The 14,915-nt window shown below is 71.7% G+C and carries 14 protein-coding genes; 10 read left to right on the top strand and 4 right to left on the bottom strand.

Annotation, left to right across the window (positions count from 1 at the left end; translation table 11 throughout):
• The first annotated feature begins 49 nt into the window (after nt 1–49).
• The 4 genes from ACFTWF_RS02425 to ACFTWF_RS02410 are packed head-to-tail and all read left to right on the top strand — an operon-like array spanning nt 50 to nt 4,667.
• On the top strand, nt 50–1,417 hold the full coding sequence (locus tag ACFTWF_RS02425) for a hemolysin family protein (protein WP_378459668.1): 1,368 nt from the start codon (nt 50–52) through the stop codon (nt 1,415–1,417).
• The gene (locus tag ACFTWF_RS02420) at nt 1,410–2,498 is read left to right on the top strand and encodes a hemolysin family protein (RefSeq protein WP_378459667.1); all 1,089 of its coding nucleotides are present in this window, start codon (nt 1,410–1,412) and stop codon (nt 2,496–2,498) included. Before ACFTWF_RS02425 ends, ACFTWF_RS02420 begins: the two co-directional genes overlap by 8 nt.
• A 4-nt stretch (nt 2,499–2,502) precedes the next feature.
• The gene (locus tag ACFTWF_RS02415; protein ID WP_378459666.1) at nt 2,503–3,363 is read left to right on the top strand and encodes a 3-methyladenine DNA glycosylase; all 861 of its coding nucleotides are present in this window, start codon (nt 2,503–2,505) and stop codon (nt 3,361–3,363) included.
• Nucleotides 3,360–4,667, top strand: coding sequence for a CoA transferase (locus ACFTWF_RS02410; protein WP_378459665.1), 1,308 nt, complete (start codon nt 3,360–3,362; stop codon nt 4,665–4,667). The genes ACFTWF_RS02415 and ACFTWF_RS02410 overlap by 4 nt, the downstream gene beginning before the upstream one ends.
• Here the strand turns inward: ACFTWF_RS02410 and ACFTWF_RS02405 are convergent.
• Nucleotides 4,651–5,280, bottom strand: coding sequence for a maleylpyruvate isomerase family mycothiol-dependent enzyme (locus ACFTWF_RS02405; protein ID WP_378459664.1), 630 nt, complete (start codon nt 5,278–5,280; stop codon nt 4,651–4,653). The genes ACFTWF_RS02410 and ACFTWF_RS02405 overlap by 17 nt on opposite strands.
• Before the next feature lie 90 nt (nt 5,281–5,370).
• Here ACFTWF_RS02405 and ACFTWF_RS02400 point away from each other — a divergent pair, with 90 nt between their 5' ends.
• Together ACFTWF_RS02400 and ACFTWF_RS02395 are read left to right on the top strand one after the other, a co-directional pair.
• A complete protein-coding gene (locus ACFTWF_RS02400) occupies nt 5,371–5,838 on the top strand; it encodes an OsmC family protein (protein WP_378459663.1) in 468 nt (155 codons plus the stop codon).
• Nucleotides 5,835–6,866 (top strand): nucleoside hydrolase, encoded by a 1,032-nt coding sequence (locus tag ACFTWF_RS02395; RefSeq protein ID WP_378459662.1) that lies wholly within the window; start codon nt 5,835–5,837, stop codon nt 6,864–6,866. The genes ACFTWF_RS02400 and ACFTWF_RS02395 overlap by 4 nt, the downstream gene beginning before the upstream one ends.
• Here ACFTWF_RS02395 and meaB read toward each other — a convergent pair.
• The 3 genes from meaB to mutA are packed head-to-tail and all read right to left on the bottom strand — an operon-like array spanning nt 6,855 to nt 12,038.
• Nucleotides 6,855–7,859, bottom strand: coding sequence for a methylmalonyl Co-A mutase-associated GTPase MeaB (gene meaB / locus ACFTWF_RS02390; protein ID WP_378459661.1), 1,005 nt, complete (start codon nt 7,857–7,859; stop codon nt 6,855–6,857). The two genes, ACFTWF_RS02395 and meaB, sit on opposite strands and share 12 nt — an antisense overlap.
• 1 nt (nt 7,860) lies before the next feature.
• Nucleotides 7,861–10,125, bottom strand: a complete 2,265-nt coding sequence (gene scpA / locus ACFTWF_RS02385; protein WP_378459660.1) for a methylmalonyl-CoA mutase — start codon at nt 10,123–10,125, stop codon at nt 7,861–7,863.
• Nucleotides 10,122–12,038, bottom strand: a complete 1,917-nt coding sequence (gene mutA / locus ACFTWF_RS02380) for a methylmalonyl-CoA mutase small subunit (protein WP_378459659.1) — start codon at nt 12,036–12,038, stop codon at nt 10,122–10,124. The genes scpA and mutA overlap by 4 nt, the downstream gene beginning before the upstream one ends.
• Nucleotides 12,039–12,155: 117 nt before the next feature.
• Here mutA and ACFTWF_RS02375 point away from each other — a divergent pair, with 117 nt between their 5' ends.
• Genes ACFTWF_RS02375 through ACFTWF_RS02360 form a run of 4 tightly spaced genes read left to right on the top strand, consistent with a single transcriptional unit; the run spans nt 12,156 to nt 14,907 of the window.
• Nucleotides 12,156–12,977 (top strand): PaaI family thioesterase, encoded by an 822-nt coding sequence (locus ACFTWF_RS02375; RefSeq protein ID WP_378459658.1) that lies wholly within the window; start codon nt 12,156–12,158, stop codon nt 12,975–12,977.
• A 51-nt stretch (nt 12,978–13,028) separates the two neighbouring features.
• Complete coding sequence (locus ACFTWF_RS02370) at nt 13,029–13,739, top strand: TVP38/TMEM64 family protein (RefSeq protein WP_378459657.1); 711 nt, start codon at nt 13,029–13,031, stop codon at nt 13,737–13,739.
• A 59-nt stretch (nt 13,740–13,798) separates the two neighbouring features.
• The gene (locus tag ACFTWF_RS02365; protein WP_378459656.1) at nt 13,799–14,383 is read left to right on the top strand and encodes a hypothetical protein; all 585 of its coding nucleotides are present in this window, start codon (nt 13,799–13,801) and stop codon (nt 14,381–14,383) included.
• The gene (locus ACFTWF_RS02360; protein WP_378459655.1) at nt 14,380–14,907 is read left to right on the top strand and encodes a hypothetical protein; all 528 of its coding nucleotides are present in this window, start codon (nt 14,380–14,382) and stop codon (nt 14,905–14,907) included. Before ACFTWF_RS02365 ends, ACFTWF_RS02360 begins: the two co-directional genes overlap by 4 nt.
• The last annotated feature ends 8 nt before the right edge of the window (nt 14,908–14,915 follow it).

The following is a 14,915-nucleotide window of genomic DNA, read 5'->3' as shown; positions in this document are numbered from 1 at the left end:
GGGTGACAAACCCGGCGACCCCCGTTCTTCCGCTCGGCGGCGATGACCGATGGATATCGCGCTCAGCATTCTCGCCCTGCTCGGCTTTCTCGCCCTGACCGCGGGTACCGCACTGTTCGTGGCGGCCGAGTTCTCCCTCACCGCCCTCGAACGCAGCACCGTCGACGCCCACGCCCGGGACGGCGACCGCCGGGCCCGGCAGGTACAGCACGCCCACCGCACGCTGTCGTTCCAGCTGTCCGGGGCGCAGCTCGGCATCACCATCACCACCCTGATCACCGGTTACCTGTCCGAACCGGTGCTCGCCCGCTTCATCACCCCGATCCTCGACGCGATCGGATTCAGCGAATCCGCGGCCGCGGCAACGTCGTTGGTGATCGCGCTGGTTCTCGCGACGTCGTTCTCGATGGTGTTCGGTGAGCTCGTCCCGAAGAACCTCGCCATCGCCCACCCGCTGCCCACCGCACGCGCGACCGCCGGCATGCAGGCCGGGTTCTCGCTGATCTTCAAGTGGGCCATCAAGGGGCTCAACGGAACCGCGAACTGGCTGGTGCGGCGCCTCGGCATCGAACCGGCCGAGGAGCTGCGCTCGGCGCGGTCCCCGCAAGAGCTGGGTTCGCTGGTGCGGACGTCCGCGCAGCGCGGCGCCATCGACAAGGGAACGGCCCTGCTCGTCAACCGCTCCCTCCGCTTCGGTGAACGCACCGCCGAGGAACTGATGACCCCGCGGGTGAAGATCGAGACCCTGGACACCACCGACACGGTGGCCGACCTGATCGACACCGCCGCCCGCACCGGGTTCTCCCGCTTCCCGGTCGTCGACGGCGACCTCGACGACGCCGTCGGTGTCGTCCACATCAAGCACGCGTTCGCTGTGCCCGCCGGCCGGCGGCGGACCACCCGGCTGAGCTCCCTCGCCCAGAAGGTTCCGGTGGTGCCGTCCAGCCTCGACGGTGACGCCCTGATGGAGAGGATCCGATCCGACGGCATGCAGGTCGCGCTCGTCGTCGACGAATACGGCGGCACCGCCGGCGTGGTGACGATGGAGGATCTGATCGAGGAGATCGTCGGCGACGTCCGCGACGAACACGACGAACCGGAGATCGACGTCCAACGGATCGGCGACGGCTGGTCCTGCTCCGGGCTGCTCCGCGTCGACGAGGTGTCCGACACCACCGGCTATACCGCCCCCGAGGGCGAGTACGAGACGCTGGGCGGGCTCGTGCTCACCGAGCTGGGCCGGATACCCGACGAGGGCGACACCGTCGAGCTCCCGGTGCCCGAGGGGCACCGCTCCGGCGGCCGGTGGGTCGCGACCGTGACCCACATGGACGGCAGGCGCATCGACCGGGTGCTGCTCACCCCGGAACCCGAGGAAAGCGGCGACACCGACGACGAGGGGGACGACGATGAGTGACCTCTTCGGTGTGCTGCTCACCTTCGTGCTGCTCGCGGGCAACGCCTTCTTCGTCGGCGCCGAGTTCGCGCTGATCTCGGCGCGCCGCGACCGGCTCGAGGCATTGGAGGCGCAGGGCAAGAAACGCGCCCGCACGGTGATCACGGCGGGCGAGAACCTGTCCCTGATGCTGGCGGCCGCGCAGCTCGGCATCACGATCTGCTCGATCCTGCTCGGTAAGGTCGCCGAGCCGGCGATCGCGCATCTGCTCGAGGTGCCGCTCCACGCGGTCGGGCTGCCTGCCGGGCTGCTGCATCCGGTGGCGTTCACGATCTCGCTGGCGCTGGTGGTGGTGCTGCACATCCTGCTCGGGGAAATGGTGCCGAAGAACATCGCACTCGCGGGCCCGGAGCGGTCGGCGATGCTGCTGGTGCCGCTGCACCTCGTGTTCATCAAGCTGGCCCGCCCGCTGATCTCGTTCTACAACCTGTGCGCCAACCTGACGCTCCGGTTGCTGCGGGTCGAGCCGAAGGACGAACTCGACGTCACCGTGTCGGCGGTGGAACTGTCCGAGATGATCGGCGAATCCCGCTCCGAGGGACTGATCGACGCGGAGGAACACCGGCGACTCACCCAGGCGCTGGAGACCACCGACCGCCTGGTGAGCCAGGTGATGATCCCCCTCGCCGAGGCCCGGACCATCCCGCTGACGGGCGGGGGAACCCGGCTCGGGGCCATCGAGGAAGCCGTCGTCGAGACCGGGTACTCCCGCTACCCGGTGCGCGCCGAGGACGGCTCCCTGGTCGGGTACCTGCACCTCAAGGACGTGCTCGACGACATCCTCGACGAGGAGGCAGGCCCCGACACGGTGATCCCCCGCTCGGACATCCGCCCCCTCCCGAGCATGTCGACGACCACCCCGCTCGCGGAGGCGCTGGCCATCCTGCGGCGCGCCAGCTCCCACCTGGGGGCGGCGGCCGACCCGTCCGGGCGGATCGTGGGCATCGTCGCCCTCGAGGACCTCGTCGAGGAATACGTGGGCACCGTCCGCGACGGCACCCACCGGGTCAACGGCATGAACCCGGGACAGCGGACGAGCTGATCGGATGGACGTTCTGGACGCGTCGGAGTGGGGCGCGCGCCGCGACCGGCACCGGGCGCGGGTCTCGGCCCTGATCGGACCGCACCTGGAGCGCCGGGAACGCGGCGAGACCCACCCGGTGATCGACTTCCTCTTCACCTACTACAGCTACCGGCCGAACCAGTTGCTGCGCTGGCACGCCGGATGGGGAACCGTCCTCGCGGACGGGGAGGAGTACGCCGACCTCCGGGGCTATCACCGCACCGACAGCGGTGTCACCGTCGACCCGGCGTTCCTGCGGCGCCGCGCGGACACGGTCGCCTTCACCGCACGGCTGATGGCGGCGACCGCGGAGCGTCCCGCCCATCTGTCCTGCTTCGGGCTGCACGAGTGGGCGATGGTGTACCGGGCCGGGGAGGTCCGGCACGGCAGCGTCCCGCTGCGGCTCGGGCCGGGCGGCACCGACTCCGTCGTGGAGGCGGCGCAACTGCGCTGCACCCACTACGACGCGTATCGGTTCTTCACTCCCGCCGCCGAACCGCGGAACAGTATCCCGCTGACCCGGGACGACCAGGTCGGGCGGGAGCAGCCCGGGTGCCTGCATGCATCCATGGATCTGTACAAGTACTGCTACAAGCTGGCACCGATGATCGACTCGGACCTGACCGTCGACTGCTTCGAACTGGCGCTCGCCGCACGGGAACTCGACATGCGGGCCAGCCCGTACGACCTCACCGACTACGGGTACACCCCGATCCCGATCGAGACCCCGCACGGCCGCGCCGAGTACGTCCGGCAGCAGTCGGCGCTCGCGAACCGCGCCGCACCGCTGCGTGCCGCACTGCGCGACCGGTGCCACCGGTTGCTCGCCACCGTGAGGCCATGACACTCCCGGTGCCCGACCACGACGCCGGGGCCTACCTGGCGGCCCGGTTGCCCGTGTTCGCGTTGGCGGCCGGTTCGGTCGCGGCCCTCACCGGCGCCGTCGACCGGCTCGACACCGTGCGCGGGCGCACACCCCGCACGTGGCGGCTCGACCCGGAGCGGATCGCCGCGTCCTTCGCCTCCGACCGGCTGCTGCGGGTCTCGGGTGCCCCGGTGCCGGGTTTCGCGGAACTGTCCGGGTTCTTCGCGGCGGCGGACGGCTGGGTGCGCACCCACGCCAACTACCCGCACCACCGCGGGCGGCTGCTGGCGGCGCTCGGGCTGCCGGACGACGCCGGCCGGGACGCGGTGGCCACCCGGATCGGCAGCCTGACCGCCGCCGACGTCGAGGACCGCGCCGCCGCCGCGCAGGCCGTCGCGGTGCGCGTGCGGAACGCGGACGAGTGGGCGGCGAGCCCGCAGGGCGCCGCCGCCGCGTCCGGGGACCTCGTGTCCACCGCCGTCCACGCCGCCGGAACTCGCCCCGAAGCCAGGCGCCGCTCCCGCACGATTCCTGGCTCGGGGCCGTTGGCGGGGGTGCGGGTCCTGGACCTGACCCGGGTGATCGCCGGCCCCGTCGCCACCCGCACGCTGGCCCTGCTCGGCGCCGAGGTGCTGCGGATCGATCCGCCGGCCCTCCCGGAGATCGTCGTGCAGCACCTCGACACCGGGCAGGGCGAACGCTCCGCGGTGCTCGACGTGCGGTCCGCGGACGGCAGGCCGGTGTGGGACAGCCTGCTCGCCGAGGCCGACGTGGTGGTCACCGGGTACCGTCCGGGCGCGCTGGACGGGCTGTTCGACCACGCCCCACCGCATCTGGTGCGCGGACGGGTGTGCGCGTGGGGTGGTTCCGGCCCCTGGGCGGGCCGCCGCGGGTTCGACAGCATCGTGCAGGCGGCGTCGGGGATCGCCCTGATCGAGGGCGGCGGCGACGTCCCCGGCGCACTGCCCGCGCAGGCGCTCGATCATGCGACCGGGTACCTGCTCGCCGCCGGAATCGTCGACGCCCTCGCCGCCGGACACACCGACGGGTGCGGCCGCTCCGTCGACGTGTCCCTCGCCCGGACCGGTGCGTGGCTGCTCCGGGCGGACGGCCGCACCGAGAATCCGCCGCCGGCCGCGGTGCCCGGGCCCCGCTGCCTCGTCACGCACGGCGACCTGGCGTCCGCCCGCCCCGCCCTCGCCGAATTCGACGACTACCCGTTCCCGGCGCGGCCCTGGGGTGCCGACACCCCGGCGTGGACCGGGCTCACACCGGCGCCGTGAACCGCGGGCTCGGATCCCCGGTCAGATGTCCCGGCGGCAACCGGCGCCCGCACAGCACGAGCAGCAGGTCCTGCGCGGACCCGTGCAGCGGTGCGCCGTCACCGTAGGTCCAGGTGCGATCGTCCGCCGTCAACTGCACCCCGCCGAGGTCGGTGCCGAAGTACTTCACCTGCTTCGGGCGGATCCCGCCGAGGACCCGGTCGAGGCGGTCGTCCGGGACCCGGCGGTCCAGGCCCAGTGCGACCGACACGTCGAGACCGTGGATCACGTCGTGGGACAGCGCCCCCTCGAAGCCGCCGCCCGGAGGCTCCCACGGGTGCGCCACGTTCTCCTCGAGGGTGCGCAGCAGTTGCTCCGCGGTCAGGGTCCGCGCGTCCTCACGGGCCTGCACGTCCGACATCCGGTTGAAGTTGCCGCGCGCCTTCACCATTCCCAGCACGAACCGCGGCGGCGACAGGCGGTACGGCATGGTGATGTGGGCGATCACCTCCCGGGTGCGCCACCCCGCGCACAGCGACGGCGCATCCCATTGCTCCGACGTCAGTCCCGCCAGCATCGACGCCACATCGCGTCGCTGCGCCGCGACCCAGTCCGGTGCCGTGTCCCCAGCCATGTCCGTCTCCTCCGCTCGCCGTGTCGTGCTCTACGTAAACAGACCGCGCCCGCCCGCGAAACTCACCGCGCGGCCGTGAAGAATGGTGCCGTGACGACACACCACTACACGCTGACGGTCACCTGGACCGGCAACCGCGGCGCGGGGACGACGGGCGCGGACACCTACGACCGGGACCACGTGATCGCGGCGGCCGGGAAACCGGACCTGCCGGGCAGCGCGGACCCGTCGTTCCGCGGCGACCCCACGCGCTGGAATCCGGAGGAACTGCTCGTCGCGTCGCTGTCGCAGTGCCACATGCTGTGGTATCTCGGCCTGGCCGCCGCGGCCGGGGTGGTCGTCGTCGACTACCGGGACGAGCCGACCGGAACCATGACCGAACACCCGGACGGGGCGGGCGAATTCACCGAGGTGGTGCTGCGGCCCACCGTGACCGTCGCGGAGGCGGCGATGGCCGAGCGCGCCACGGCCCTGCACGCGCGGGCGCACGCGAAATGCTTCGTCGCCCGGTCGGTCAACTTTCCCGTCCACCACCGCCCGTCGGTGGTGACCGCATGAGCCGGCGGAAGCTGATCGTCGACGTCGACACCGGCATCGACGACTCCCTCGCGTTGCTGTACCTGCTGGCCAGCCCGGACGCCGAGATCGCGGGCATCGCCAGCACCGCCGGCAACGTGCCGGTCGAACAGGTCGCGGCCAACAACCTGAACTGGCTCGCGCTCTGCGGCGCACCCGACATCGAGGTGACGCTCGGCGCCCGCGTGCCGCTGGCCTGCCCGCTCCGCACCACCGAGGACACCCACGGACCGCAGGGCATCGGTTACGCCGTCCTCCCGCCGTCCGGGCGGTCGCTGTCGGAGCGGGACGCGACCGCCCTGTGGGTGGACCTGGTCCGGGCCCACCCGGGCGAGCTGACCGGTCTGGTGACCGGTCCGCTGACGAACCTCGCCCTCGCCATCCGCGAGGAACCCGCACTGCCGCGGCTGCTGCGGCACCTGGTCGTGATGGGCGGGGCGTTCAACCACCCCGGCAACACCACGCCCACCACCGAATGGAACGTGTCGGTGGACCCGGAGGCCGCCAAGGAGGTGTTCGACGCGTTCTCCGGGCTGCCGGCGGGGCGGCGCCCCATTCTGTGCGGTCTGGACGTCACCGAGACGATCGAAATGACACCGGATCACGTGCGGCGGCTGGCGGAGGCGGCCGGCAGCAGCCCCGACGAGATCATCTCCCCCGACGACGGGCCGGAGGTCCGCTCGACGGCGAGCAACCCGGTGATCCGGCATCTGTCCGACGCCGTCCGCTTCTACATGGACTTCCACCGCACCCACGGGCAGGGTTTCCTGGCGCACATGCACGACCCGTTCGCGGCGGCGGTGGCGTTGAACCCGGCGATCACAAGGACCCGCCCGGCCACCGTCGACGTAGAATTGCACGGCCGCCTCACCCGCGGCACCACGGTCGCCGACTGGGTGGGGCACTGGAACCGGGAACCGAACGTCGACATCGCGGTGAGCACCGACCCGGCCGCGTTCTTCGACGATCTCGTCGACCGGGTCGGGCGCTTCGCGAAGTCAGTCGGCTGACGCGTCCGTGCCGTCGAACGCGTCGAGGATCTCGGCGGCGGCCAGCGCCGCCGTCAGGGACCCGTCGCGCACCTGCTGCTCGACGTCGCCGCGGATCGCCTTGACCCGGGTGTTGGACGCGAGCCGGCGCAGCAGCTGGTCGTGGACCATCGTCCACGTCCAGTCCACCTGCTGACGGCGCCGGTTCTCCTCGAACTGCCCGGCCGCGGTCAGCACGTCCCGGTGCCGGCAGACGGTGTCCCAGAAGTCTTCCAGCCCGACGCCCTCGAGACCGCTCATCGTGATCACCGGCGGCGTCCAGACGGCGTCGTGCGGGTAGATCAGCCGCAGCGCACCCGCGAGTTCCCGGGCGGCGCCCTTCGCCTCCCGTTCGTGCTTGCCGTCCGCCTTGTTCACGGCCACCAGGTCGGCCAGTTCGAGGACGCCCTTCTTGATGCCCTGCAACTGGTCGCCGGTGCGGGCCAGGGTGAGGAAGCAGAAGCAGTCCACCATGTTCGCGACCGTCACCTCGGACTGCCCGACACCCACCGTCTCGACGAGGATGACGTCGAAACCGGCGGCCTCGAGCAGCACGATCGTCTCGCGGGTCGCCTTCGCGACACCGCCGAGGGTCCCCGACGTCGGGGACGGCCGGATATAGGCGTTCTTCTCGACGGTCAGCCGCGCCATCCGCGTCTTGTCGCCGAGGATCGACCCGCCGGTGCGCGTCGACGACGGGTCGACGGCCAGGACCGCCACCCGATGCCCCTGCCCGATCAGATGCATCCCGAGCGCGTCGATGAACGTCGACTTCCCGACGCCCGGCACCCCGGTGATCCCGACCCGGTGCGCCTTCCCCGACTCCGGCAGCAGTTCGAGCAGCAACCGCTGCGCCGCCTCCCGGTGGTCGGTGCGGGTGGACTCGACGAGGGTGATGGCCTTCGCCAGGCCGGCGCGCTGATTGGCGCGCACGGCCCGGGCGAGGGCATCGATGTCGACTGGAGGCCGCCCCATGTTATTCCGGGGTGCCCGTCAGATCGTGGCCGAGCTGCGCGGCCAGCTTCTCGAGCAGTCCGCTGGCGGCGTCCGCGATGACCGTCCCGGGCGGGAAGATCGCGGCGGCACCGGCCTCGTACAGTTCGGCGAAGTCGCCGGGCGGGATGACGCCACCGACCACGATCATGATGTCGGGGCGTCCCACCGCCGCGAGGGCTTCCCGGAGCGCGGGCACCAACGTGAGGTGGCCCGCGGCCAACGACGACACACCGACCACGTGGACGTCGTTGTCGGCCGCCTGGTTGGCGACCTCTTCCGGGGTCTGGAACAGCGGTCCGACGTCCACGTCGAATCCGATGTCCGCGAAGGCCGTGGCGATCACCTTCTGGCCGCGGTCGTGGCCGTCCTGCCCCATCTTCGCGATGAGGACACGGGGGCGGCGGCCCTCCTCTTCCGCGAACTTCTCGACGAGTTCCGTTGCCTTGTTGATGTTGTCGACCTTTCCGGCCTCGTCCCGGTACACCCCGCTGATGGTCCGGATCTCGGCCTGGTGACGCCCGTACACCTTCTCCAGGGCCTCGGAGATCTCGCCGACGGTGGCCTTCGCGCGGGCCGCATCGATTGCGAGCGCCAGCAGGTTGTTCTCCATGCCGCCCTCGGTGGCGGCCGCGGCGCGGCTCAGTTCGGCGAGCGCCGCCTCGACGGCGCCCGCGTCCCGGTCGGCGCGCAGCCGGTCCAGTTTCTCGAGCTGTTCCTTGCGGACCCGCGAGTTCTCGACCTTGAGGACCTCGATCTCGTCGGCCTCGTCCGGCACGTACTTGTTGACGCCGATCAGCGGCTGCCGGCCGGAGTCGATGCGGGCCTGGGTGCGGGCCGCGGCCTCCTCGATGCGCAGCTTCGGGATGCCCTCGCTGATCGCCTGCGCCATGCCGCCGGCCTCTTCGACCTCGGCGATGTGCGCGCGGGCCCGGTTCGCCAGCTGGTGGGTGAGCCACTCCACGTAGTGCGACCCGCCCCAGGGGTCGATGGGACGGACGGTCCCCGACTCCTGCTGCAGCAGCAGCTGGGTGTTGCGGGCGATGCGGGCGGAGAAGTCCGTCGGCAGCGCGAGGGCCTCGTCGAGCGCGTTGGTGTGCAGCGACTGGGTGTGCCCCTGGGTCGCCGCCATCGCCTCCACGCAGGTGCGGGCCACGTTGTTGTACACGTCCTGCGCGGTCAGCGACCAGCCCGACGTCTGCGAGTGGGTGCGCAGCGACAGCGATTTCGCGGACTTCGGGTCGAACTTCGCGACCAGCTCGCTCCACAGCAGGCGACCGGCCCGCAGCTTCGCGACCTCCATGAAGAAGTTCATGCCGATCGCCCAGAAGAACGACAACCGGGGCGCGAACTTGTCGATCTCCATGCCCGCGTCGAGGCCGGCGCGGATGTACTCCACCCCGTCCGCGAGGGTGTACGCCAGCTCCAGGTCGGCGGTGGCCCCGGCCTCCTGGATGTGGTAGCCGGAGATGGAGATCGAGTTGAACTTCGGCATCTTCGCGCTGGTGTACGCGAAGATGTCGGAGATGATCCGCATCGACGGCTTCGGCGGGTAGATGTAGGTGTTGCGGACCATGAACTCCTTCAGAATGTCGTTCTGAATGGTTCCGGCCAGCTGCTCCGGGGCGACGCCCTGCTCCTCGGCGGCCACGACGTACAGCGCGAGGATCGGCAGCACCGCACCGTTCATCGTCATCGAGACGCTGACGCTGTCGAGGGGGATGTGGTCGAAGAGCTGCCGCATGTCCAGGATCGAGTCGATCGCCACCCCGGCCATGCCGACGTCACCCTGCACCCGGGGATGGTCGGAGTCGTAGCCGCGGTGCGTCGCGAGGTCGAACGCCACCGACAGGCCCTTCTGCCCGGCCGCGAGGTTGCGGCGGTAGAAGGCGTTGGATTCGGCGGCGGTGGAGAAGCCCGCGTACTGACGGATCGTCCACGGCTGGTTCACGTACATGGTGGGGTACGGGCCGCGGACGAACGGTGCGGCGCCGGGGAAACTCCCGACCGGGTAGCCCTCGGCCTCGGCGGCGTCGCGGTCGGCCTTGGTGTAGACCGGTTTGACGTCGATGCCCTCGGGGGTGGACCACACCACCTGTTCCGGGCTGTAGTGGTTCGCCGCCGCGGCGGACGCGATCAGCTCGTCCGTCTGCTCCGGTGTCGGGGCGGCCGGCCGCGGAAACTGCGGATCCTCCAGTGGCACTTCGGCGAAGCTGCCGATCGCGTGCTTGACCTCGCGAGTAGTCACTTCTTGCTCCCTGTGTCGCCCGAGGAGTCACTCGAGCTCTCGATGGTGTCGAGCAGTCCGGACAGGACCGAGACTGCGTCGATACGGGCGGTGACGAATCCGTCGGGCCGGGCGGGGCCGTCCGCGTCGGCGACGACCTTCTCCGGGCCGGCGAGCAGCACGGTGCCGATCCCGGCGGCGCGCAGTTCCTGCACCGCGGCGGTGGCTTCGGCGGTGTACCGCTTGTCGGTACCGCAGAGCACCGCGATACCGGCGCCGGAGTCCTGCGCGGCGGCGGCGATGCTGCCGTCACCGACGGCCAGAGGACCGGGGTTGCGGGCCTCGATGCCGCCCGACGCCAGCAGGTTCGTGGCGAACGTGGTGCGCACGTTGTGTTCGGCGACGGGGCCGAGCGGGGCCAGGACCACGGCGGGTCGTGCACCGTGCGCCGCCAGGTAGGCGTCGGAGCGGTCCCGCAGCGCCTCGAACGCCGCGGCGTACCGGGCGACGCTGCCGGTCTCGGCGGAGCCCGCGGGCAGCGGCGCCTCGCCGAGGTTCGGGAACTCGTTGACCCCGGTGACGGTGGTCTTGCGGTGCGCGATGTCCGAATCGCGCTGGGCGCGGGTGGACGCGATCCGGTCCCCGATCACACCGGCGTCGAGTGCGGCGCGGTAGCCGCCGGCCGTCTCGATCTGCTGGAAGAACTCCCACGCCTTCGCCGCGACCTGCTGGGTGAGGTCCTCGACGTACCAGGAGCCGGACGCCGGGTCGAGCACCCGGCCCAGGTGCGACTCCTCGAGCAGCAGCAGCTGGGTGTTGCGGGCGATGCGCGCGGCGAAGGTCTTCGACACACCCAGCGCCCCGGCGGGCAGTGCGGAGTCGAACGGCAGCACCGTGACGGCGTCCGCGCCGCCGACGCCGGCACCGAATGCGGCGAGGGTCGTGCGGAGCATGTTCACCCACGGATCGCGTTGCGCCATCATCGCGGCCGACGTGACGGCGTGCTGGGGGGCGCCGCCGAAGTCTGAGGCGCCGCACACCTGGGCGATGCGCGCCCACACCAGCCGCGCGGCCCGGAACTTGGCGATGGTCTGGAACTGGTCGTCGGTGGCCGAGAACCGGAAGCCGAGCTGCCCGAGGGCCTGCCCGATGGTCAGGCCGCTCTCGGTGAGGGCCCGCAGGTACTCGAGGCCCGCCGCGATCGACGCGCCGAGTTCCTCGGCGTCGGAGGCGCCGGCGTTGTGAAACGTGGTGCCGTCGACGGTGATCGCCCGCACGCTCTCCGACCGGCCGGCGGATTCGGTGGCGAGGGACACCGCGTCGCCGAGTTCCACGTCGGGGGCACCGGAGAACGCGCTGGTGAGCGGGGCGGTCCCGAGGTCGACGCGGACCGCGGTGCGGTCGGTGACGCCGTCGCCCGCGGCGGCACGCGCGTCGAGCAGGGCGAACAGGGCCCGCGCCGCGAGCGGTGCGTCCGTTCCGGCGTCGAGGGTGAGCGGCGCCAGGTCGAGGAGCACACCGTCGAGGGCCGTCTCGAGCGACCGGACCGGAAGATGGGGGCCGCCGACGGCGAGCCACAGTGCGCTGACGCCGTTCTCCAGCGAGTCGAGGACGGAGCGGTTGACGTCCGCCGCCTCCGCGCCCTCACCGAAGCGGGCGCTGACCAGCCAGCCGGCGTTCACGTCCCGGGTGGCGTCCGCGCCGCGCACGTAGGGGAAGGTCCCGGGCAGTGGCTGCTCCGGACGCTCGTCGCGCGGGCTGTACAGCGGAGCGACGGTGACACCGTCGTAGGTGACGGTCTCGAGGAGCTTCTGGGGTTCCGGACCGAGTTCCGCGGCGTCGATCCGACGCGACTTCGCGAGGACTCCGGCCACGGAATGCTGCCAGTCGGCATACGCCCGCGCAGCTTCCTCGGCTTCTGAAGCGAGTGACACGGTGTCGGCTTCCTCTCCCTGATGAGCGATCGATCAATACGTTGTGTGACTGTGATGCTAGCCGCAGTTCGGCGCCCCCTATCGTGAGGATCACCACACGATGAATAACCTCAGGTCATGAGCATTACGCACGAACCTGCGGTCACCGATCGCACTGCCACGCAGCAGTTGTTCGGGCTCGGTGCGCCGACCCGGGACGTCGACGACCGCGGCGAACCCCTCAATCGTATGAGCATGGACATCGGCGCGCTCGCCGCGAATACCGGCGAAACCGCGTACGGCGGCGTCCTCGCCGTACTGCTCGACGATCTCCTCGGATTCACGGTGTGGGAGCGGCGCGGCACCCGCGACGGCCTGGTCACCGCCGAATTGTCGATGGACGTCGTCACACCCCGGCGGTGGCGGGGTCCGACGCTGTGGGCGGAGAGCCGGCTGCTGGCGGTCACCGCAGACGGCGGCACCTCCACCGCCCGGGTCCACGACTCGGCGGGCACCCTGATCGCCACCGGCACCCTGTGGGGCAACTTCGTGGACCTGCCGGCGCCGGTCGCGAACACGGCGGCCCTCCCCGACTTCCCGGAACCGGGGGTCGCGCCGCTCGACTGGATCGGGGGGCGGATCGAGGACGGACCCGGCGGGCCGGTGGTGGTGCCGCCGAACCCGCTGATCGCGAACAAGCTCGGGTTCGTGCACGGCGGCGTCCAGGGATGCGCAATCGACCTCGCTGCGAACGCCGCCCTGCACCGGGTCGGTGCCGACATGGACACCGCGTCGATGCGGATCAACTACTTCCGGCCGGTCCCCCTCGACCGCGCCACGACGTTCACCGCGGACGTGGTCCGGGCCGGCCGGGCGGTGTCGGTGGCCCGGGTGGCCGGGACCTCGGGCGGGCGGATCTGCGTCGAGGCGACGGTGACGGGACGCCGCCGCCTGTCCTGAGCGGCGCTCGCGGCGCGCCCGGGGCCGGCCGGCCGGGTAGCCTGGTGCCCTGTGAAGAGACGCCTCGGGGACCGCAGGGTGATCGGCGTCGCAGTACTGGCGGTCGCGCTGGTCGTCGTCGCGGTGCTCGCACCCCATCCGTCCGTGCTGCAGGTCCGGGAATGGGCGCAGTCGGTCGGGCCTGCCTTTCCGCTCGTCTTCTTCGCCGTGCACGCGCTCGTGACCGTGTTCCCGTTCCCCCGCACGGTGTTCACGCTGAGTGCCGGTCTGCTGTTCGGCGCGTGGCTGGGCATCGCGATCGCGGTGCTGGCGTCCACGGTGAGCGCCGTCCTCGCCCTCTATCTGGTCCGCGCCGTCGGCCGGGACGTGGTGTGGCAGCGGATCTCCAACCCGACCATCCGCCGGGTGGACGAGCGGATCGCCCGTCGCGGGTGGCTCGCCGTGGGCTCGCTGCGGCTGATCGCGTTCGTGCCGTTCTCCGTGGTGAACTACTGCGCCGGGGTCTCCTCGATCCGGCTGGTCCCGTACGTGCTGGCCACGGTGGTGGGCATCCTGCCGGGGACCGTCGGCATCGTCGTCCTCGGCGACGCCCTCACCGGGGAGACGAAGCCGGGACTGCTGGTGCTGTCGGCGGTGTGCATCGTCCTCGGCATCGTCGGGCTGGTGGTGGATTCCCGGCGGCCGCTGGACGGGTCCGGCAACGCGGTGCCGGAACCGGCCGTCGACCGCCCCGCCGAGGACGAGTCAATCCCGCAGCCTTGAAACCGTAGAGTCAAGCTTTGAGTATTGACATCACGGTATCCAGTTTCTAGCCTTGACTCATGTTCGTCTTGACCGTCGACCAACGTGGCAGCCGCCGCGATGTCGACCGGGTCGCCCCCCTGCTCGCCGAACTCGGCGACCGCGCCGCCCTCGTCCGCCCGTTCCAGCGCACGGCCGGCGACGAGATCCAGGCCGTCGCCGACGATCCCGCCGCCGTCGTCGACCTCGCACTCGACCTCGTCGCCCGCGAACACTGGAGCATCGGCATCGGCGTCGGACCCGTCGAGGACCCGCTCCCCGCCGAGACGCGGGCCGGCCGCGGACCCGCCTTCGAATCCGCACGCACTGCCGTCGACCGCGCCAAGAGCGCCCCCGGCCGGGTGGCCGTGGAGGGACCCGACCCCGACAGCGCCGCCGACGCCGACACCGCGCTCGCCCTCGTCGCGGTCCTCGTCGCCCGCCGCACCGACGAGGGACGCGCAGCGGTCGAGCAGATGCGCCACGGCTCCACCCAGACCGACGCCGCGCGGGCGCTGGGCATCAGCAAGCAGGCGGTCTCCCAACGACTCTCCACCGCGGGCTGGCACGTCGAGACCGCGGGACGGCGGCTGGCCGAACGACTCCTACGCAAGGCGGATTCATGACAGCACTCGCGCTGATCGCCCTGGGCGTCGCCGCGGTCGCGCCGCTGACCCTCGCCGCACCCCGCAGTCCGCGCTGGGCAGCGCAGTGGGCGGCGCCGATCGTGATCGTGCTCGCCCTGGCCGTCGCGGCCGTCGCCGCCTCGGCCACCACCCCGGTCACCGGATTCGCCCTCGCCGCCACCCTCGTCCTGTGCGTCGCGGCCGCCACCACCGGCGGGGCACCCCTCGTGCTGGCCGCGTTCCGGATCGCGCGCCGCCAACCCGACGCCGGTGCCGACCCCCGGCCCGACGCGGGACCGCTGCGCGGCGGTCGGATCATCGGACTCCTCGAGCGTGCCGCCGTGGCGGCAGCGATCCTGGCGGGCTGGCCGGAGGGCATCGCCGTCGTCCTCGCCGTCAAGGGACTGGCCCGCTATCCCGAACTCCGCGAACCCCATGCGTCGGAACAGTTCATCATCGGCACGTTCACCAGCGTGCTGTGGGCGATCGCGGTGTGCGGAGTCGGGCGCGCGCTCCTCACGTGACCGGCGCG

The organism is Rhodococcus sp. NPDC056960 (assembly GCF_042674125.1).
GTDB lineage: Bacteria > Actinomycetota > Actinomycetes > Mycobacteriales > Mycobacteriaceae > Rhodococcus_F.
The sequence above is the reverse complement of the archived record's forward strand: the minus strand, read 5'-3'. Positions and strand labels throughout refer to the sequence as shown.

Bases quoted from the DNA above. Each gene is read 5' to 3' on its own strand.
- meaB (WP_378459661.1), bottom strand. From the start codon at position 7,859: ATGGGGCGGCCTCCAGTCGACATCGATGCCCTCGCCCGGGCCGTGCGC.
- ACFTWF_RS02420 (WP_378459667.1), top strand. From the start codon at position 1,410: ATGAGTGACCTCTTCGGTGTGCTGCTCACCTTCGTGCTGCTCGCGGGC.
- ACFTWF_RS02375 (WP_378459658.1), top strand. From the start codon at position 12,156: ATGAGCATTACGCACGAACCTGCGGTCACCGATCGCACTGCCACGCAG.
- ACFTWF_RS02405 (WP_378459664.1), bottom strand. From the start codon at position 5,280: ATGGCTGGGGACACGGCACCGGACTGGGTCGCGGCGCAGCGACGCGAT.
- ACFTWF_RS02365 (WP_378459656.1), top strand. From the start codon at position 13,799: ATGTTCGTCTTGACCGTCGACCAACGTGGCAGCCGCCGCGATGTCGAC.
- ACFTWF_RS02395 (WP_378459662.1), top strand. From the start codon at position 5,835: ATGAGCCGGCGGAAGCTGATCGTCGACGTCGACACCGGCATCGACGAC.
- ACFTWF_RS02410 (WP_378459665.1), top strand. From the start codon at position 3,360: ATGACACTCCCGGTGCCCGACCACGACGCCGGGGCCTACCTGGCGGCC.
- ACFTWF_RS02415 (WP_378459666.1), top strand. From the start codon at position 2,503: ATGGACGTTCTGGACGCGTCGGAGTGGGGCGCGCGCCGCGACCGGCAC.
- ACFTWF_RS02360 (WP_378459655.1), top strand. From the start codon at position 14,380: ATGACAGCACTCGCGCTGATCGCCCTGGGCGTCGCCGCGGTCGCGCCG.
- ACFTWF_RS02425 (WP_378459668.1), top strand. From the start codon at position 50: ATGGATATCGCGCTCAGCATTCTCGCCCTGCTCGGCTTTCTCGCCCTG.